Annotated in this window: 14 protein-coding genes and 1 pseudogene; 10 read left to right on the top strand and 5 right to left on the bottom strand. The window is 73.4% G+C overall.

Translation table 11 applies throughout. The features are described from left to right. The first annotated feature begins 167 nt into the window (after positions 1–167). Positions 168–1,043 carry a Sco1979 family transcriptional regulator gene (locus tag ABT245_RS34880; RefSeq protein ID WP_351741736.1) on the top strand — a complete coding sequence of 292 codons (876 nt, stop codon included), beginning with the start codon at positions 168–170 and terminating at the stop codon, positions 1,041–1,043. Between the two features lie 136 nt (positions 1,044–1,179). Here ABT245_RS34880 and ABT245_RS34875 read toward each other — a convergent pair whose 3' ends face one another. Continuing rightward, positions 1,180–1,833, bottom strand: coding sequence for a TetR/AcrR family transcriptional regulator (locus tag ABT245_RS34875; RefSeq protein WP_351741734.1), 654 nt, complete (start codon positions 1,831–1,833; stop codon positions 1,180–1,182). Positions 1,834–1,976: 143 nt separating this feature from the next. Here ABT245_RS34875 and ABT245_RS34870 point away from each other — a divergent pair, with 143 nt between their 5' ends. The 4 genes from ABT245_RS34870 to ABT245_RS34855 all read left to right on the top strand — a co-directional run bounded on the left by ABT245_RS34870 (position 1,977) and on the right by ABT245_RS34855 (position 6,987). Continuing rightward, positions 1,977–3,008 carry a medium chain dehydrogenase/reductase family protein gene (locus ABT245_RS34870; RefSeq protein WP_351741731.1) on the top strand — a complete coding sequence of 344 codons (1,032 nt, stop codon included), beginning with the start codon at positions 1,977–1,979 and terminating at the stop codon, positions 3,006–3,008. A 607-nt stretch (positions 3,009–3,615) separates the two neighbouring features. Next, on the top strand, positions 3,616–4,548 hold the full coding sequence (locus tag ABT245_RS34865; RefSeq protein WP_351741728.1) for an endonuclease/exonuclease/phosphatase family protein: 933 nt from the start codon (positions 3,616–3,618) through the stop codon (positions 4,546–4,548). A 784-nt stretch (positions 4,549–5,332) separates the two neighbouring features. Then, complete coding sequence (locus ABT245_RS34860) at positions 5,333–5,779, top strand: universal stress protein (protein WP_351741725.1); 447 nt, start codon at positions 5,333–5,335, stop codon at positions 5,777–5,779. Between the two features lie 233 nt (positions 5,780–6,012). Continuing rightward, positions 6,013–6,987 carry an acetylxylan esterase gene (locus ABT245_RS34855; RefSeq protein ID WP_351741723.1) on the top strand — a complete coding sequence of 325 codons (975 nt, stop codon included), beginning with the start codon at positions 6,013–6,015 and terminating at the stop codon, positions 6,985–6,987. A 44-nt stretch (positions 6,988–7,031) separates the two neighbouring features. Here the strand turns inward: ABT245_RS34855 and ABT245_RS34850 are convergent. Beyond that, a pseudogene (locus ABT245_RS34850) lies at positions 7,032–7,136 on the bottom strand (LacI family transcriptional regulator); the annotation flags it as partial. Positions 7,137–7,288: 152 nt separating this feature from the next. Here ABT245_RS34850 and ABT245_RS34845 point away from each other — a divergent pair. From ABT245_RS34845 to ABT245_RS34830, 4 genes are all read left to right on the top strand, one after another. Continuing rightward, the gene (locus tag ABT245_RS34845; protein WP_351741720.1) at positions 7,289–8,350 is read left to right on the top strand and encodes a phosphotransferase family protein; all 1,062 of its coding nucleotides are present in this window, start codon (positions 7,289–7,291) and stop codon (positions 8,348–8,350) included. A gap of 85 nt (positions 8,351–8,435) precedes the next feature. Further along, positions 8,436–9,074, top strand: a complete 639-nt coding sequence (locus ABT245_RS34840) for a LysE family translocator (RefSeq protein WP_351741717.1) — start codon at positions 8,436–8,438, stop codon at positions 9,072–9,074. 482 nt (positions 9,075–9,556) lie between these two features. After that, the gene (locus ABT245_RS34835; protein WP_351741715.1) at positions 9,557–10,501 is read left to right on the top strand and encodes a CAP domain-containing protein; all 945 of its coding nucleotides are present in this window, start codon (positions 9,557–9,559) and stop codon (positions 10,499–10,501) included. Between the two features lie 284 nt (positions 10,502–10,785). Continuing rightward, the gene (locus tag ABT245_RS34830) at positions 10,786–12,321 is read left to right on the top strand and encodes a methionine--tRNA ligase (RefSeq protein ID WP_351741712.1); all 1,536 of its coding nucleotides are present in this window, start codon (positions 10,786–10,788) and stop codon (positions 12,319–12,321) included. A 314-nt stretch (positions 12,322–12,635) separates the two neighbouring features. On the opposite strand, the gene ABT245_RS34825 is transcribed toward ABT245_RS34830, so the two are convergent. The 3 genes from ABT245_RS34825 to ABT245_RS34815 all read right to left on the bottom strand — a co-directional run bounded on the left by ABT245_RS34825 (position 12,636) and on the right by ABT245_RS34815 (position 15,983). Beyond that, positions 12,636–13,724, bottom strand: coding sequence for an NAD(+)/NADH kinase (locus ABT245_RS34825; RefSeq protein WP_351741710.1), 1,089 nt, complete (start codon positions 13,722–13,724; stop codon positions 12,636–12,638). 189 nt (positions 13,725–13,913) lie between these two features. Then, positions 13,914–15,119: a cysteine desulfurase-like protein gene (locus tag ABT245_RS34820; RefSeq protein WP_351741707.1), complete on the bottom strand. Its 1,206-nt coding sequence runs from the start codon at positions 15,117–15,119 to the stop codon at positions 13,914–13,916. 543 nt (positions 15,120–15,662) lie between these two features. After that, complete coding sequence (locus ABT245_RS34815; protein WP_351741705.1) at positions 15,663–15,983, bottom strand: MerR family transcriptional regulator; 321 nt, start codon at positions 15,981–15,983, stop codon at positions 15,663–15,665. Positions 15,984–16,227: 244 nt separating this feature from the next. On the opposite strand from ABT245_RS34815, the gene ABT245_RS34810 reads away from it, so the two are divergent. Next, the gene (locus tag ABT245_RS34810) at positions 16,228–17,835 is read left to right on the top strand and encodes an FUSC family protein (RefSeq protein ID WP_351741703.1); all 1,608 of its coding nucleotides are present in this window, start codon (positions 16,228–16,230) and stop codon (positions 17,833–17,835) included. Positions 17,836–17,850 lie beyond the last annotated feature (15 nt).

The raw sequence follows: 17,850 nt of genomic DNA, 5'->3' as shown, positions 1-17,850 counted from the left end.
ACTTTCTCGCCGGACCCGGCCGTCGGCGGTCATGTCTGACCCGACCAGCGTCGCACCGGAGGATCATTTGTGCAACCAGCAATCTGCACATTTCAAAATGACAGGCATGCTTTACTGGAGTGAAGGGTTGATCGCATTGCTTGGATTATGTCCCTGAGGGGAATCGCATGACCTCGGCAACCGACTGGGGCGGAGCGCCCTCCGTACTGCGGATGATCCTCGGAAAACAGCTGGAGGAGTTGCGCTGCCGGGCCGGTCTGAGCTTCGAGGAGGCCGGCGCCGCGATCGGGGTGAGCCACTCGACGATCCGTCGCATGGAGGCGGCGAAGGTGGCGCGGCTCCGCCTCGCGGAGACCGAAAAACTGCTGCGCACCTACGGTGTGACGGACCAGCAGGAGATCGACGAATTCCTGAGTTCGGTGCGCCGGGCCAACGTGCACGGCTGGTGGCACGAGTTCCGGGACGTCCTTCCGGAGTGGCTGCCCTCGTACCTGAGCCTGGAGCAGGCGGCGCAGCAGATCCGCGGCTATGAGGCGCAGTTCGTCCATCCGTTGTTCCAGACCGCCGACTATGCCCGGGCACTCGCCCGTTCCGACGCTCCGCACGCCCCGGAGGAGGCGACCGAACGGAAGGTCACCATGTGTCTGCGCCGCCAGGAGATCCTGTCCCGCGAGGCACCGCCGCGGCTGTGGGTGATCATGGACGAGACGGTCTTCCACTGGCCGGTGGGCGGACCGGCCGTCATGCGCGGCCAGATCGACCGCCTGATCGAGGCGAACCGGCTGCCGCATGTGACCGTGCAGATCATGCCGTTCCAGAACGGACCGCATCCCGCGATGCACGCCGGCGCGTTTCATCTCTTCCGGTTCCGGGCCCGGGAACTGCCGGACATCGTCTGGCGTTTCGGTCTGACCGGCTCCGCCAGCCTCGACCGGCGCGAGGACGTCGTCGCACACCGTGAGGCCCTTGACCGCCTCGGTGCGCAGGCGACCTCGGCACGCCGGACCGAGGCGCTGCTCACCGCCCTGCGCAACACCCTCTGACCGCGGTATCGCCGTGTACGGCGCGGTGGCCCGCAAGCCGTAGCGGTTCCGGACGGGCGCCGCCGGGGCTCCCGCGGGGTCAGCGTGCCACCGTCGGGTCAGCGTGCCAGCGTGGGGTCAGCGTGCCAGCGTGGGGTCAGCGTGCCAGCAGATCGTCCAGTTCGGCGGCGTACAACTGCGCGGGGTCGAAGCGCATACCGGTGAAGTGCCCGGCCAACTCCAGGGACAGCAGACCGTGCAGCCGGGTCCAGAAGGACAGGGCCCGGTGCAGGGCCGCAGACGGGGCGGGATGGCCGTCCGCCCACTTGCGGTGTTCTTCGATGTGGTGGTCGAAGGGGCTCGCCCGGCCCTCGGAGGGCAGTTCGGCGCAGGCGTCGAGCAGGAACGTCATGATCTCGGACGCGATCGCGGTGATGTCGTCGGGCGCGTGATAACCCGGCACGGGGGTGCCGTAGACGAGGAAGTAGCGCTGGGGGTCGGCCAGGGCCCAGCCGCGCAGGGCGTGTGCCAGCGCCGCCAGGTCGGCGCCGGACTCGGACCGCGCGACCTCGCCGAAGGTGTCGGCCAGGCTGCGGTAGGCGTCCCTGATCAGTTCGGTGATCAGCTCGTCACGGCCTGCGTAGTAGCGGTAGAGCGCCGGTCCGCTCATCCCCATCCGCTTGGCGATCGCGTTGAGCGAGAGGGCGGACGCGCCCGCGGCGGCGATCTGCTCCCACGCCCGCTCCTTGATCTCCCCGCGCACCTGGGCGCGATAGCGCTCGCGCGGGGTCTTGGTGCCCGTTTCCGCCATGGTCTGCCACCCCTCCACGCCGTAGAGCTACATACCGAAGATTCAGTTAGAAGCTATCACGGCTCCGGTTGACCTCCCCGGGCTTGTCGAGTTACAACATCTAACGAACGCGAAACTTACTTACTCAAGCGGTGGAGGCCGCCATGAACGCCGAACAGCTCACCGAGGTCGTCCTGCCGGGCAAGGTGGAGCCCGAGGAACTGCGGATCCGGCACGGCGCGGTCCCGGCGCCCGGCCCGGGTCAGGTGCTGCTCCGGATGGAGGCGACCGGGGTCTCCTTCGCCGAGCAGCAGATGCGCCGCGGCCGGTACTTCGACCAGCCCCCGTTCCCCTTCGTGCCCGGTTACGACCTGGTCGGCACCGTGGAGGCGACCGGCGACGGGGTCGGACGAGGGCTGGCCGGCACCCGGGTGGCCGCGCTGGTCAAGGTGGGCGGCTGGGCGAGCCATGTGCTCGTCGACGCCGCGGACGTGGTGCCGGTGCCCGCCGGCGTCGGCGCGGCGGAGGCCGAGACGCTGGTGGTCAACGGGATCACCGCCTGGCAGATGCTGCACCGCAAGGCCCGCGTCCGCGCCGGGCAGACCGTGCTGGTGCACGGCGCCAACGGCGGCGTCGGCTCGGTCCTGGTGCAGCTCGCCCGGGCCGCGGGCGCGCGGGTGATCGGCACGGCGTCCGCACGCCACCACGACGCCCTGCGGGCACGCGGTGTCACCCCCGTCGACTACCGCTCCGGGAACGTCGCCGCACAGGTCCGCGTACTCGCCCCCGGCGGGCTGGACGCCGTGTTCGACCACGTCGGCGGCCCCGGCATCATCGACTCCTGGCGACTGCTCGCGCCCGGCGGCACGCTCGTCGCCTACGGCACCGCCGCCACCCGCGACGACACGGGGTCCCAGCAGTTGCCGGTGCTCAAGCTGCTCGGCCGGGTGTGGCTGTGGAACGCCCTGCCCAACCGTCGCCGCGCCTGCTTCTACAACGTCTGGGCCTGGCGGGCGCTGGCCAAGGACCGGTTCCGGGCCCGGCTGCGCGCCGACCTGACCGAGGTCTTCGCCGCCCTGCGACGCGGCGACATCACCCCGCAGATCGCGGCCGAACTGCCGCTCGCCCGCGTCGCCGAGGCCATGCGGCTGGCCGAGTCCGGCACCGTCGCCGGAAAGGTCGTCCTCACTCCGTGACGCGTCACACCCCGGTCAACGGACCTGCACCCGCAGGCCCGCGGGTGCTGCACCGCCCAGGACGCGGAACCCGCGCGGGACGACCTCGTCGGCCGCGCGCCCCTGCACCGCGAGGGGCTGAGGAACAGCAGAGGAGCGCCGGAGCCTGCCCTGGATGAGCGCCCCTACGCCGCGAAGGGCTGAGGAACAGCAGAAGAGCGCCGGAGCCTGCCCACGATGAGCACCCCCACGCCGCGAAGGGCTGAGGAACAGCAGAAGAGCGCCGGAGCCTGCCCTCAATGAGCACCCCCACGCCGCGAGGGGCTGAGCCTCGAAGCACTGCCTCGGCCCGGCACCGCGTTCCGCTTCGTGTGCGTCGTGTGCGTCGGGTGCGTCGGGTGCGTCGGGTGCGGCAGCCTCGTGGCCGAGCGCGCAGCTCCCCGCGCCCCTTCGGTTCTTCAGGGCGCCGTCTCGGCGCACGGCGCACGGCGCACGCCCTGGGCCTCGACGGGAACGCCGGCCTGTGCCACGGCAAGGGCGTGTCCCGGGGCATACTCACCCCCGCTCGCCCCGTACACCGCGCGCCTCGTTCGCCGCGGGCCCACCGCACTCAGCTCCGGAGGTTTGTGTGAATCGCAGCACCCGACGGTCCACTCGTCGCGCCCTGCTCGCCGCCCTGCTCGGCGCCGCGGCCACGCTCGGCGCGGCATCGCCCGGCACGGCAACGCCCGGCACGGCAACGCCCGGCGCGGCAACGCCCGGCGCGGCAACGCCCGGTGCGGCATCGGCGGAGCGGGCGGCCGCGCCTGCCGTGCCGCTGCGCGTGGCCACGTACAACATCCACGCCGGAGCCGGGCAGGACGGGGTCTTCGACCTCGACCGCACCGCGGCGGCGCTCCGCGACCTGCGCGCCGACGTGATCGGCCTCCAGGAGGTCGACGTGCACTGGGGTGCCCGCAGCGGCTTCGCCGACGAGGCGAGGGAACTCGCCGAACGGCTGGACATGCGGGTCTTCTTCGCTCCGATCTACGACCTGCCGCCCGCCGCGGGGCACGCCGAGCGGCGGCAGTACGGGGTGGCGGTGCTCAGCCGTCTTCCGGTGGCCGCCGCCGAGAACCACGAGATCACCCGGCTGTCCACCCAGGTCCCCGATCCCGTGCCCGCTCCCGCGCCCGGCTTCGCCGAGGTGACGGTCCGGGCCCGCGGCACCCTCGTGCACGTCTACTCGACCCACCTGGACCACCGCACGGACCCCTCGGTCCGGCGGGCCCAGGTGGACGACATGCTCCGCGTCCTCGCCGCGGACCCGGGTCCGAAGGTCCTCGTCGGTGACTTCAACGCCGAGGCCGACGCGCCCGAGTTGGCGAAGCTGTGGGGACCGCTGGCGGACGCGGCCCCGAACGGCGGCAGGACCTACCCGGCGACCGACCCGGTCTCCCGTATCGACCTGGTGACCGTCTCGCCCGAGGTCAGCGTGACCGGTGCGCACGAGGTCGCGACCGAGGCATCGGACCACCGGCCGGTGGTCGCCGACCTGCGGGTCCGGCGGCACGGCCGCTGACCCACGACGGCTCTCGGGCCTGCACGTCTCGACGCTCGGGGCAGGCCCTCGTCGAGCCGGCGAGGCCCTGTGGTGTGCGCTCGGCGGCGCACGGCGCCGTCCGACGGTCCCGGTCTCAAGCGCGACCAGGGGTCCGGCACCGCTGAGCGACGACGGCTCGATGTCGGCGACGCAGCGCACCTTCACGGGTGGTGAGCGTCAGCGTCCTTTCGATGGGCACGCTGCCGGTGCCGTGCGCGAAGTCGGCCCCGCCCAGTTCGGTGACCGTCCGGTCGACGCGCACGCCGAGGTCCGTGCCGCCGCACGGGTTGGGGAGCCTGATGAAGACGTGTCCCGACTCAGTGATACGCCGCGGCCGGGCACGGTCTCCAGCCGCCCGTAGGAGAGGCCGGCTTCCGCCGGGCAACGCCCTGTTGGCCACGGTGCCGCGGCCGACGGCGCGGCGCCACCGGCTTGATCGCCTGGAACAGCACCGACTACGACGACCTGTGGGACCGGTCCCCGTACGGCCACCGCCCGTTCGAGTCACCCTGGCCTCGCCGGACCGGGACCGGGAGCCGGTCGTGGAGCCGGGTGAGGTACTGCTGGAGAGGGGCCCCTCGGCCGACCGCACACAGGGGCCGGCCTGCGGATCGAGGGGCCCGCGGGCCGTTCCGGGTGAAGTGAATCGCAGGCCAAGACCGGGGAAACCTCCCGGCCGGGCGGAACACTTCTGGGCCGCGCCGTTGTTGAGGCGCATGATCGATCACGCCATCAGGTGGTCGGAAGAGGAAAAGAGAGAGTCATGTTCCACCGCATCCTTGTCGCCGTCGACTCCAGCCCCGCCCGTCACGCCGTCGTCCGGCTCGCCGGTGACATGGCCCGGCTGACCGGTGCCAAGGTCAAGGTCCTGCACGTCGCCCCGTCCACGGCCACGCTCGCCGCGGTCGTCCCCCTGGAGGACGACACGGAGGCCAAGGCCGTCCTCGACGAGGCCGTGGGCGCCCTGCGCGACGCGGACGTCGACGCCGAGGGCGCCCTGGCCGTGGGACTGACCACCCAGATCGCCGCCACCGTCGCCGCCACCGCCGAGGAGTTCCATGCGGACCTCCTGGTGCTCAGCCCGCACCACCGCGGTTCGCTGGAAGCCCTGTTCAACCCCCGGGTCAGCGACGCCGTCGCGCACATCAGCCGCGCGGCGATCCTCCTCGTGCCCGAGACCGCCGAGGACACCGGCACCGACAAGGACTGATGCGTTCGGTGCCCCACGGCGCGTGCCGGTGACCCGGGTCGCGGGCATGGGCGGGGACAGCGCGGGAGCCGACGGATGTCAGGTGGCCGTCGACTCCCGGGTTCCGGGTGGTGCGGTCAGGCCGCGGCGCGCGGGATGTCCTCGCCCCCCGCGACCGACAGGTGTTCCGCGCCACCCGGAGCCGGCCCGGACCGCCTCGCGCCGCGGGCCGGCCCCCTGACTACAGTCACCGCATGCCGCGCTTCGCCCACGACCTGCCCTTCGACCCCACTCACGGACACACGCCGGACACCCTGCTGGCGGTGCCCGCGCCGCCCGCGCCGGCCGGCTTCGACGACTTCTGGCGCTCCCGCCGGGCGGCCGCGCGGCGGATCGACCCACGGCCCCGGGTGGGCGCCTTCGTGGAGGAACGCGACGGAGTGCGGGTCCACGAGGTGACCTACGCGTCCACCAGTGGCCGCTGCGGCGGCTGGCTGGCCCTGCCCGCAGACGGCCGGCCCGCCCGCCACGGTTTCGTCATCGGGCACGGCTACGGCGGACGCGAAACGGCCGGCGCCGCCCTGCCGTTGCCCCTGCCCGGTTCGGCCGCGCTCCTGCCCTGCGTGACCGGGATGCCGACGCGCGGCCTCCGGGCGGACGTCCCCGCGCACGCCGCCGAGCACGTACTGCACGGCATCGGCTCACGGGACACATATGTGCTGGGCGACTGCGTCGCCGACCTGTGGTGCGCGGCGACCGCGCTGCTGGAACTCGTACCGGAACTCGACGGGCGGGGCCTCGGCTATCTCGGCGAGAGCTTCGGGGGCGGCCTCGGCGCCCTGGCACTGCCCTGGGACGAACGGTTCGCCGCCGCGCTGCTCACGGTGCCGACGTTCGGCAACCATCCGCTGCGGCTGACCCTGCCCAGCACCGGAAGCGGTGAGTCGGTGCGCGGGTACGCGCGCGAGCACCCGGAGGTCGTGGACGTCCTCGCGTACTACGACGCGGCCACGGCGGCGACCCGGCTGCGCCTTCCGGTGCTGGCCGCGTGCGCCCTGTTCGATCCGGCGGTGCCGCCGCCGGGCCAGTTCGCCGTGCACAACGCACTCGCCGGACCGCACACTTTGCACCTCCTCGACGCCGGCCACTTCGCGCACCCCGGCGAGGCCGAGGAGCGCCGACGCCTGCGCGCGGCCACGGACGCCTTCTTCGCCCGGCAGCTGAGGTGACGACGCCCGGACGAGGTCCCGGTCACGGGCCGGGGGTGACATCCCTCGTCATCCGCGTCCGTCGGGGCGGCGTCGGGGTCCGCGCAGTCCGGGAAACACAGGCCGAGGACGCCGGCGGAGCGGCCGGCGAGCCCGCGGGGCGTTGTGCTGTCCCCGGCGGCGGAGCGAACGCCGAGGCGGCCCGGCTGCCGCGGGCGGCCATCGCCGACGGCCGCGCCGGTGACGCCGGTCAAACCCCGTCCCCGTACGGCCGTTGGCGCGAAGGTGACACATGTCCGGGGGAAGTGACTAACCTGCCCCCATGATCGCGGATGCGGGAGCCGGGCCGGAGCGCGGTGGTGCGGCCGCCGACGAGGAGGAGTGGCGGGCGACGCGTGCCTGGGTGGAGCGGAGGCTGTCGCAGGGAGAGCGCGTCCACGAGGTGGTACGACTGCGTGGCGGGTGGACGTCGCGGATGCGCCGCCTCGATGTCCACGGACCGTGCGGCCGCCGCTCACTGGTCCTGAGGTCCTTCGTCACCCCCTTCTTCCTGCGGCACGCCGAGGGTCTGCTGACCCGTGAGGCGAGCGTGCTGCGCCTGCTCGGCGGCACGGACGTACCCGCGCCCACACCGATCGCCGTGGACGCGACGGCACGGCACTGCGACCACCCCTCCCTGCTCATGTCGCTGCTGCCCGGAAACGTGCGCCTGGGTGACGACGGGGTGGAGCGGCGCACCACGCTGCTGGCCCGCCAGTTGCTGCGCATCCACCGGGTGCGGGTGCCCGCCGCGGACCGGCCCCGTGCCTACCAGGCGTGGACCTCCCCCGCACAGGTGCGCCCGCCGGACGCAACCGCGCGACCCGAGCTGTGGCGACGGGCCGTGGACGGCATCCGCCGCGAACCCCCGGAGCACGTGGCCCGCTTCCTGCACCGGGACTTCCACCCCGGCAACGTCCTGTTCACGGAGGAACGCGACGAAAGCGATGAACACGATGAACGCGACAGGGACGGCGGTGACGGTGGCGGCGGCCTGCGGATCACCGGTGTCGTCGACTGGGTGGAGACCTCCTGGGGGCCGGCGGACCTGGACGTGGCGCACTGCTCGACCGCCCTGGCCCTGCTGCACGGTGTGCCCACCGGGATGCGCTTCGCCGACCAGTACGTCGCCGCCGGCGGAACCCTCACCGCCGATGCAGGCGGCCACCTGTACTGGCGGCTGCTGGACGCGCCGGCCTTCGCACCGGACGCCGAGAAGGTGGCCGTACCCTGGCGCGGACTGGGCCGTACCGACCTCACCCCCGCCGTGGTGAGCGGACGGCTGGAGGACTATGTGCAGACGCTCTTCGACCGCTACGGCGACCGCCCGCACGCACACCCGTGAGGCCCGACGCGTCCGGCCTCGGGGCAATTCGGATGGTGGGGTGAATCGGCTGAACGTCCGGGGCGGTCGTGCTTGCATGGGGGCCATGGTGGCCGCCGATCGTCTGCTCGCCTTCGCCGCGATGTCGTTCCTGCTGATCGTCGTTCCCGGGCCCAGCGTGCTGTTCGTGGTCGGGCGGGCGCTGGCGCACGGGCGGCGCGCCGCGCTGACCACGGTCGTGGGGAACACGCTCGGCGCCTATGTGCTCGTGGTGGCCGTGGCGCTGGGGATCGGGACGGTCGTGGAGCGCTCCGTGCCGGTCTTCACGGCGTTGAAGCTCGCGGGCGCCGCGTATCTCGTGCATCTCGGTGTCAGGGCATGGCGGCAGCGCGGTTCGCTCAAGGCGGCGTTCGCCGCGGACGAGGCGGACCGGGGAGGTCTGCGCACGCTGTGGGAGGGGTTCACGGTGGGCGTGGCCAACCCCAAGACCATCGTGTTCTTCGCGGCCGTGCTGCCGCAGTTCGTCGATCCCGGCCGGGGACGTGTGCCGGCCCAGATGCTGCTTCTCGGGCTGGTCTTCAACGTCATCGCCATCGTCTCGGACAGCGTGTGGGGACTGGCCGCGGCCACCGCCCGGGACTGGTTCGCCCGTTCTCCGCGACGGCTTTCGCTGGTCGGCGGCGTCGGCGGGCTCGCGATGATCGGTCTCGGTGTGACCGTCGCCGCGACGGGCCGCAAGGACTGACCGCGGGGCCGCGGATGGGCCGTGCGGGCGTGATCGCGGCACCGGCTCGGGGCGACGACAGCAGGAGCCGGGCACGGACGGTTCCGTGACATCTCTCACACCGGCTCCGGGAATTGGCCGGGCCGGGTAGTAGACACTTCTGCGGGGACATTCTGGATTTGTCCGTCTTGACCCCTGTGTGCGCATCGCCGGAAGCGAGCACCCGCCGCACGGTCGGCACCTTCACTCCATCCTTTGCAGCAAACGGGTTCTGACGGTGCGACAGAAGACGGCGCCGACCGTGAACTCGGGCCTGCACTCTCGTACTCCGCTGACAAGGGGCGCATGCATCTACGAAGCGGGATCGTACGAGAGCCCTTTGCGCTGCAAATGAAGCCTTCCTGAGAATCGACGCGCACGGCCTCGCCGCGGTCGACGGGCGGGGTCTTCGCAGCCGGCACACCGCACCAGGAGCGCTCGGCGACTACCGAGTGAGGTCACGCATGGGGAACCACCGCAAGAAGAATCATCACCGGCGCATACTCGTCGCCGCCGTCGCCGTGGGCGTCGTGGGCGTCCCGTCCGCCGCCATGGCGGCCTGCACCGACTGGCAGGGACCGGGCGGCGGCGGACAGCAGCAGCTCAGTGGCGCGGCGGACACCACGACGGCAGGCGGGTGGAGCAGCACCGGCCGGCGCCCGGACGGGTGGAACCACACGGGCTGGCGTCAGGACGGGAACCGCGGCGCGGGTCGGCAGTGGACCCCTGGCGGGGGCGGCGCCCCGGCGGCGCCGGACGCCCCGCCCGCCGCGGCGGACTCGCCGCAGACCGGTGCGCCCGAGGCCGCCGACCCGCCGTCGTGGGCGGGCCGGCACCCGGGGCACCGGCACTGGAGGGACACGCCGCCCGGCGCCCCGGCGCCCAGCACCCCGGCACCCGCGCCCAGTACGCCCGCGCCGAGCACCCCGGCACCCTCGCCCAGCACGGCCGCGCCCAGCGCGCCCGCCGAGGCACCCGAGACCTCCGCGGCCCCGGAGTCGCCGAGCGCTCCGGCGGCCACCAGCACCGCGTCCGAAACCGCCACCCGCATCCTCGAACTCGTCAACGACGAACGCAGCAAGGCGGGTTGCTCGGCGCTGACCCTGAACGACACGCTCACCAAGGCCGCGCAGGCGCACAGCGAGGACATGGCGGCCCACCGGAACATGTCGCACACGGGGTCCGACGGGTCCATGCCGGGCGACCGCCTCACGAAGGCCGGCTACGCCTGGAGCGCCTACGGCGAGAACGTCGCCTACGGCTACTCCGGTCCCGAACAGGTCATGGCGGCCTGGATGTCCAGCCCCGGCCACAAGGCCAACATCCTCAACTGCTCCTTCAAGGAGATCGGCGTCGGACTCGCGCAGCCCGGCGACTACTGGACCCAGGACTTCGGGGCCGCCCGGTAACCGGCGGGCGACGAGGAGTCCCATTGCGGGTGGCCGGTGCCATGGCGCCATGGCACCGGCCACCCGCCCCGGGGTCGGTTGTCATGACCCTGACTTCGAAAAAAGGCGGGCTCGGCGGCAGGCTCCGCTGTTACGATCGGCCGCATGATCACGCGTTCGCCTCAGCACCGGATGATGCCCCGCCGACGGGGCTGCTGAGGACGCACGCGTAGCGCATGCGAGGCCCCGAAACGGGGCCTCGATTCGTTGTGCGAACGGGCCCCGCCACCCCGGTAGGAGGACCGATGACCGCACGACGCCACTACATCACCACGACCATTCCGTACGTCAACGCCCGCCCGCACCTCGGCTTCGCCCTGGAACTCGTCCAGGCGGACACGCTGGCCCGTCACCACCGTCACCGGGGCGAGCAGGTCCGGCTGCTCGGCGGCACCGACGACAACTCCCTGAAGAACGTCCTGGCCGCCGAGGCGGCCGGCGTCGACGTGCAGTCGTTCGTGGACCGCAACGCCGACGCCTTCGCCGCGCTGCGCGGCCCGCTCTCGCTCTCGCTCGACGACTTCATCCGCACCAGCAGCGACCCGCGCCACCGGGTCGGAGTGGAACGCCTGTGGCGCCGGTGCGCGGCCTCCGGCGACCTCTACCGCACCCCGTACGAGGGCCTGTACTGCGTCGGCTGCGAGCAGTTCTACACCCCGGCCGAACTGGTCGACGGACGGTGTACCGAGCACGGCACCGAACCCCGACTCGTCGCGGAGGAGAACTGGTTCTTCCGGCTGTCCCGTTACGCCGACCGCCTGCACCGGCTGATCTCCGCCGGCGACCTGCGTATCGAGCCCGCGGCCCGCCGTAACGAGGTCCTCGCCCTGATCGAAGGCGGCCTGCACGACTTCTCGGTCTCCCGCTCCCACGCCCGCGCCCGCGGCTGGGGCATCCCCGTGCCCGACGACCCGAGCCAGGTCGTCTACGTGTGGTGGGACGCCCTCGGCAACTACATCACCAGCCTCGGCTACGGCACCGGCGACGCCGCGTACACCCGGTGGTGGGAAACCAGCGAACGCCGTATCCACTTGGTCGGCAAGGGAGTTGTCCGCTTCCACGCCGTGTACTGGCCGGCCATGCTGCTGTCGGCAGGTCTCCCGCTGCCCACCGACATCCTGGTCCACGACTACCTCACCGTCGGCGGTCGCAAGATCAGCAAGTCCGCGGGCACCACCGTCGACCCGGCCGCGCTGGTCGCGGCCCACGGAACCGACGCGGTGCGCTGGTGGCTGCTGCGGGACGTGCCACGGGTGGGGGACGCCGACTTCACTCCCGACCGCCTGACCGCCCGTGCGGACGCGGACTTCGCCAAGGGACTCGGCAACCTCGTCCACCGCGTCGTGACCATGGTCCACCGCTTTCGCGGCGGAGTGCTCCCCGCCGTCGGCCCCGCGCCGGCCACCGGTCCGGCGCCCGCCCTGGTCGACGCCTGCCGGAAGGCTCCACGACTCGTCGACGCCGCCTTGGCCGGCTTCGACTTCCGGCGTGCCCTCCACGCGGTCCAGGACATCGTGGAGGAGGCCAACCGCCTGGTCGATGCCACCCGGCCCTGGGAACTGGCCCGGGCTGAGCGGCAGGGCGACGCCGCGGCGGCGCGGCGGCTCGACGCCGTCCTCGTCACCCTGGTCCGGGCGTGCCGGGTGCTCGCCGACGAGCTGCGCCCCTTCGTGCCCGACGCCGCCGCGCGGATCAGGGAACAGGTGACACCGGTCGGGGGGCGCGTGCCCCCGGCACGGCCGCTGTTCCCCCGCCTCCAGCAGGACACAGGGCAGACATGACATCCGGTACCCCGGCAAACAGGACCCACCGACCGCAGGGCACCGAGAAACCACACCGCACCACCCCCGGACCGCCCCGACACGGACCCACAGCCCGGACGGGCCACCACGCGGACGGCCCGATCCCCATCGCCGGTCACCGCGCCAACCAGCCCAGCAGGAACGCCGGACGGACATGACATCCGGTACCCCGGCAAACAGGACCCACCGACCGCAGGGCACCGGGGAACCACACCGCACCACCCCCGGACCGCCCCGACACGGACCCACAGCCCGGGCGGGCCACCACGCGGGCGGCCGGTCCGCGGCGGTGGTCAGCGCGTCGGTCGGTCCGGCAGGGCGCCGCTCGCATTCGGGCGCGGAGGCAGCGCGAGGTGTGCGAGATCGCCGGGGGGCGGTGAGCGGACCGGCCACAGCGGTGCGGCGGAGCCGTCGGCGACCGCGGCCGGGGCGTCGGTGAGGTTCATGCGTTCGCGCAGCCGGCCGTAGAAGTCCATCGGCCCCAGTCGCACCGCGCGGAGCCGACGCGGCGACGGGTACACCCCGATCCAGTCCCCCGGGTTCAGGACGCCGCGGAGCTGGCCGTCGATGCTGACGGCGGCCCGGCCGGAGCGTTCGAGCACCCTGAGCGCGATGGGTTCGTCGGGAGCGGCGACGACGGACCGGTTGAACGTCATGTGCGGGGCGACCGGCGTGAAGATCAGCGCTTCCGCGCGCGGCGAGACGACCGGGCCGCCCGCGGCGAAACTGTAGGCGGTCGAGCCGGTCGGGGTGGCCACCAGCAGCGCGTCGGCGGAGTAGGACGCCAGCAGCCGGCCGGCCAGATACACGCCCACCGACACCTGCCGGTCCCGGGCGAGCTTTTCCAGCACGACGTCGTTCAGCGCGGTGATGTTCAGGGCGACGCCCCATTCGTCCCCGATCGCGCAGTCGGCGCGCACCCGCGGGGGCGGCAGCAGGGGTCCGCGGCCGTACCGCAGGAGCGCCTCCATGCCCTCGGGCACCTGTAGGCGGCAGGAGGCGCGCATGGTGAGCAGCATGCGGCTCTCGACGTTGAGCCGCCCGTCCCGGACGGCGTCCAGTGCGCAGCGCACGGAGGGGGCGGGGACCTCGGTGAGGAAGCCGACCCGGCCGAGATCGACTCCCAGGACCAGGGCGTCGTGCTCCGCCGCGAGCCGGGCCCCGCGCAGAAACGTGCCGTCGCCGCCCAGGGTGACGATGAGATCGGGGTCGCCCGCGGCCTCGATCTCCTCCTGCGCGCTGTGCCGCACGCCTTCCTGCCACACGTCGATGTCCGCGCAGTGCACGTCGTTCTGCGCGCTCCAGTCGCGGACGGCCCGGGCGGCGTCCACGGCCTCCGCGCGTCCGGCGTGGACGACCAGACCGATGCGGCTCACGGTCATATCCGCCTCCAAGGACACACGGGGCGACGGCCCGCACCGGCGCGGCGCACAGTCCGGGTCACCATCGAGCCTGCCACGGCATCGCACGTCACGCCGCCGGGGCACCCGGTTCCGTGTCCTCGCCATGAGACGGACGTCCCGCTCCCCGCCGCCCGACGAGACCGACGAGACCGACGAGACGCCAGCCGGTCAGCCCGCCAGGTACGCGGACAGCCCGGCCAGCAGCCGGTCGACGTCCTCGGTGTCGTTGTAGGGCGCGAGCCCGATGCGCAGCCCGCCGCGGTCGCCGAGGCCGAGGCGGCGGGACGCCTCGACGGCGTAGAACGATCCCGCCGGCGCGTGGACGCCGCGCCGCGCGAGGACGTGGTAGGCGTCCGCCGCGTCACGCCCTTCGAAGGTCAGCAACAGGGTGGGGGTGCGGTCGGCGGCCCTGGAGTGGACCGTGACGCCGTCGAGCTGGGACAGCCCCTTGTCGATGCGCTCGCGCAGGACGCGTTCATGGCCCTCCAGCGCGTCGAACGCGGCGGCAAGGCGCTCGCGCCGCGATCCGGTGGCGCGGGCGTCGAGGCCGGCGAAGAAGTCGACCGCCGCCCGTGTGCCGGCCAGGAACTCATAGGGCAGCGTGCCCAGTTCGAACCGTTCGGGGACCGCGTCGGTGGAGGGCTCCAGCTTGTCCGGGCGCAGTGTCTCCAGCAGTTCCGGCCGGGCGGCGAGCACCCCGTGGTGGGGGCCGAGGAACTTGTAGGCCGAGCAGACGAAGAAGTCCGCGCCGAGCCGCTCCACATCGACCAGGGTGTGCGCGGTGTAGTGGACGCCGTCGACATAGGTGAGCGCCCCCGCCTCGTGCGCCAGACGAGAGATCTCGGCGATCGCGGGGCGCGTCCCGATCAGGTTGGAGGCGGCGGTGACGGCGACCAGCCGGGTGCGCTCGCAGACGACGGCACGGACGTCGTCCGGGGTGAGTTCGCCGGTGGCGGGGTCGAAGTCGGCCCAGCGCACGGTGGCACCGGCCCTCTCGGCGGCCTGGATCCACGGCCGGATGTTGGCGTCGTGGTCGAGGCGGGTGACGACCACCTCGTCGCCGGGCGACCAGGTCGCGGCGAGGGTGCGGGAGAAGTCGTAGGTGAGCTGTGTGGCGCTGCGGCCGAAGACGATCCCGGCCGGCCGCGCTCCGAGGAGGTCGGCCATGGCCCGGCGGGTCTCCGTGACGATGGCGTCCGCGTTGCGCTCCCCCGGCGCCTCGTGGCCCCGGTTGGACAGCGGCTGGGCCAGCGCGTCGCCGATGGCCCCGATGACGGCCCGGGGCGTCTGGGTGCCGCCGGGGCCGTCGAAGTGGGCGATGCCGGCGGCCAGGGCGGGGAACTGGGAGCGGATGGCACCGATGTCGTACGTCACGAAGGGCTCCTGTGGGTGGCGGCGGGCCTGGAGGTGCAGGCGGCTGGGTGCGCGTCACACCGACGGTACTCGGCCGCACGTCATCGTCTCCGTTCGTCGCCCCCCGTCATCGCCCCCGTCGCCGTCTCCGCCCTGGTCTCCGTCGTCGTCTCAGTCATCACCCCCGTCGTCGCCTCCGTTGCCACCCCCGTCGTGGTGTCCCGTCTCCGTCGGCGCCTCCGTCATCGCCCCCGCCCCCGTCGCCGTCTCCGTCGTCGTCTCAGTCATCACCCCCGTCGTCGCCTCCTTCGTCACCCCGTCGTGGTGCCCCGTCTCCGTCGCCGTCGTCGCCCCCGTCGTCGCCTCCGTCCTGGTCTCCGTCGTGGTGTCCCGTCGCCGTCTCCGTCCTGGTCTCCGTCGGCGTCGGCGTCCGCGTCCGCGTCGGCGTCCGCCCCGGCGTCGGCGCCTTCGGCGCCGTGGGTGCCGGCAGTTCTGCGGGAGGCGCGGGTGAGCCGGCCGAGGCGGCCTCGCGCTGCCGCTCGCGGTGCAGCCGGGCCGCCGCCATCATCCGGTCCAGCACCGCACGCGTACGGACCATGTCGTCGCTGCTCGGAGAGCCGGTCGCGTTTCTGGGCCATCCGCTCCAGCGCGGTCGGACGCCTCCTCGCTGGGCGCGTCGACGCAGGGCAGCGGTTCGGCGATGGTGCGGCTGGAGAGTCCGGCGGCGCACGGCCGCTGGATGAACAGCGCCCGCTCGATCTCGTCGTCCGTGCAGTGCCGCCGGCCGCTGGTGCTGCGGGTGCTGCTCGGGAGCCCCTGTTCCTCGTAGTACCGCAGGGACCGGACGCTGGCCCCGGCCCGCGAGGCCAACGCCCCGACGCGCATGCCGCCGCCCGGTGGTGCACCACGCCGCAGACCTTGCCTCGGACGTCAATGTCAGGTTCTACCGTGACCGGCGTGCCCGGCGTCCGGGACCATCGATCGCCGAGCGACCGCAGGACGGTGCTCCGGGCGTCGCACCGGCTCCCGCCCCGCCCGGCCCGGCGCACCGGGTACGTGCGTCCGGTGTGGCCGATACTGACGTCGTCCAGGCAGGTGGACGGGCCGACCGCGGGAGGTGCGCGGGACCATGCGAGAACGGGGCGGCACCCGGCCGACGAGACTCCTGGCGTGGCTGCGCGCGCACGACCCGGACCTCGCGGCGACCCGTCGGGCGGGGCGCACCGCGCTGGTCATGCCCGCCCTGTTCGCCCTGTGCGGTCAGGTGATCGGCTCGCCCGTCATGGCGACCTACGCCGCGTTCGGGTCCGTCTCGATGCTGCTGCTGGTCGATTTCACCGGTCCGACGGTGCAGCGGCTGCGGGCGTATCTGGGTCTCGCGGCGGCCTGGGCGGTGCTGATCTGTCTGGGCTCGCTGGTCGCCGGGGTGACCTGGGCGGCGGTTGCCGTCATGGTGGTGGTCGGCTTCCTGATCCTGTTCTCGGGTGTGGTCAGCTCCGTGCTGGCTGGCGCGACCACCGCGCTGCTGCTCGCGTTCGTCCTGCCCGTGACCTCGCCCGCGCCGCTGACGCAGTTGCCGGCGCGGCTGGCCGGGGCGGGGCTCGCCGCGCTGGCGGCGCTGCTCGCGGCCGCCCTGCTGTGGCCCCGGCCGGTCGCCGATCCGCTCAGCGCGCCGGCCGCTCGGGTGTGCCGCGCGGTGGCGGCGTATCTGCGGGCCCATGTGTCGCGGTCTGCGGGCGCGCCGGACGCGCCGACGGCCGTGCGCCGCGACGAACTCGCCGCGCGAACGGCGTCGGCGGCGGCCGATCTGCGCTCCGCCTTCGACGCCACCCCGTACCGGCCCACGGGTCTGTCCGCCGGCTCCCGTGCCCTCGTCCGGCTCGTGGACGAGCTGACCTGGCTCACCGCCGTCGCGGCCCACGCCGGACGGTCCACGGCCGACTGCCGTGCCTGCGACGCGGACGCCCACGCCGTGCTGCGGGCCGCCGCCGCGGCCCTCGACCAGGCCGCCGACCTGCTCGCCCGTCCGCGCACCGCACCCGACACGATCGCGGCCGCCGCGACCGATCTGCGCACGGCAGTGGCGGGGCTGGAGCGCGGGGCCACCGTCCGGGTGCCGGTGCACCACCGGCCCGGGACCGAGGCGGAGGCCCGCGCCTTCCTCGGCACCCTGGACGTGTCCTTCCGCGCCCAGGAACTGGGCTTCGCGACCCTGCAGATCGCGGACAACGTGCGGGTGGCCACGGCAGCGGAGCGGCGCACTTGGCCGGAGCGGCTGCTGGGCCACGACCCCGGGGCGCTCGCAGGGCCGCTGGCCGCGGCCCGCGAGCGGGCCGCGGCCCATCTCCAGCCGCACTCGGTGTGGCTGCACAACAGCCTGCGCGGCGCGCTGGGACTGGGCATCGCCGTCGCACTGGCCGACGTGACCGCTGTCCAGCACTCCTTCTGGGTGCTGCTCGGCACGCTGTCGGTGCTGCGGTCGAACGCGCTCAGCACGGGGCAGAACGCGGTACGCGCCCTCGGCGGCACCCTCGCGGGCTCGGTCGTCGGCGCGGGGCTGCTGCAGCTCATCGGTCACCATGGCACCGCGCCCTGGTTCCTGCTGCCGCTCGCCGTGCTCGTCGCCGGCATCGCGCCGGCCGCCGTCTCGTTCACGGCGGGTCAGACACCCCATGTCGTTTGGTGTCAAGCGGCTGGGGTGTGGGCGTGGTGTGACCAGGCGGTTGCTTCGTCGTAGTGGGTGCGGGTTTTG

The organism is Streptomyces sp. NPDC001508, from assembly GCF_040298665.1.
GTDB lineage: Bacteria > Actinomycetota > Actinomycetes > Streptomycetales > Streptomycetaceae > Streptomyces.
This window is presented reverse-complemented; position numbering and strand designations above follow the sequence as displayed.

What these genes read in the sequence shown, in the direction of transcription:
- ABT245_RS34880 (WP_351741736.1), top strand. Translation starts at nt 168, where the DNA reads ATGACCTCGGCAACCGACTGGGGCGGAGCGCCCTCCGTACTGCGGATG.
- ABT245_RS34875 (WP_351741734.1), bottom strand. Translation starts at nt 1,833, where the DNA reads ATGGCGGAAACGGGCACCAAGACCCCGCGCGAGCGCTATCGCGCCCAG.
- ABT245_RS34870 (WP_351741731.1), top strand. Translation starts at nt 1,977, where the DNA reads ATGAACGCCGAACAGCTCACCGAGGTCGTCCTGCCGGGCAAGGTGGAG.
- ABT245_RS34860 (WP_351741725.1), top strand. Translation starts at nt 5,333, where the DNA reads ATGTTCCACCGCATCCTTGTCGCCGTCGACTCCAGCCCCGCCCGTCAC.
- ABT245_RS34855 (WP_351741723.1), top strand. Translation starts at nt 6,013, where the DNA reads ATGCCGCGCTTCGCCCACGACCTGCCCTTCGACCCCACTCACGGACAC.
- ABT245_RS34845 (WP_351741720.1), top strand. Translation starts at nt 7,289, where the DNA reads ATGATCGCGGATGCGGGAGCCGGGCCGGAGCGCGGTGGTGCGGCCGCC.
- ABT245_RS34840 (WP_351741717.1), top strand. Translation starts at nt 8,436, where the DNA reads ATGGTGGCCGCCGATCGTCTGCTCGCCTTCGCCGCGATGTCGTTCCTG.
- ABT245_RS34835 (WP_351741715.1), top strand. Translation starts at nt 9,557, where the DNA reads ATGGGGAACCACCGCAAGAAGAATCATCACCGGCGCATACTCGTCGCC.
- ABT245_RS34830 (WP_351741712.1), top strand. Translation starts at nt 10,786, where the DNA reads ATGACCGCACGACGCCACTACATCACCACGACCATTCCGTACGTCAAC.
- ABT245_RS34825 (WP_351741710.1), bottom strand. Translation starts at nt 13,724, where the DNA reads ATGACCGTGAGCCGCATCGGTCTGGTCGTCCACGCCGGACGCGCGGAG.
- ABT245_RS34815 (WP_351741705.1), bottom strand. Translation starts at nt 15,983, where the DNA reads ATGCGCGTCGGGGCGTTGGCCTCGCGGGCCGGGGCCAGCGTCCGGTCC.
- ABT245_RS34810 (WP_351741703.1), top strand. Translation starts at nt 16,228, where the DNA reads ATGCGAGAACGGGGCGGCACCCGGCCGACGAGACTCCTGGCGTGGCTG.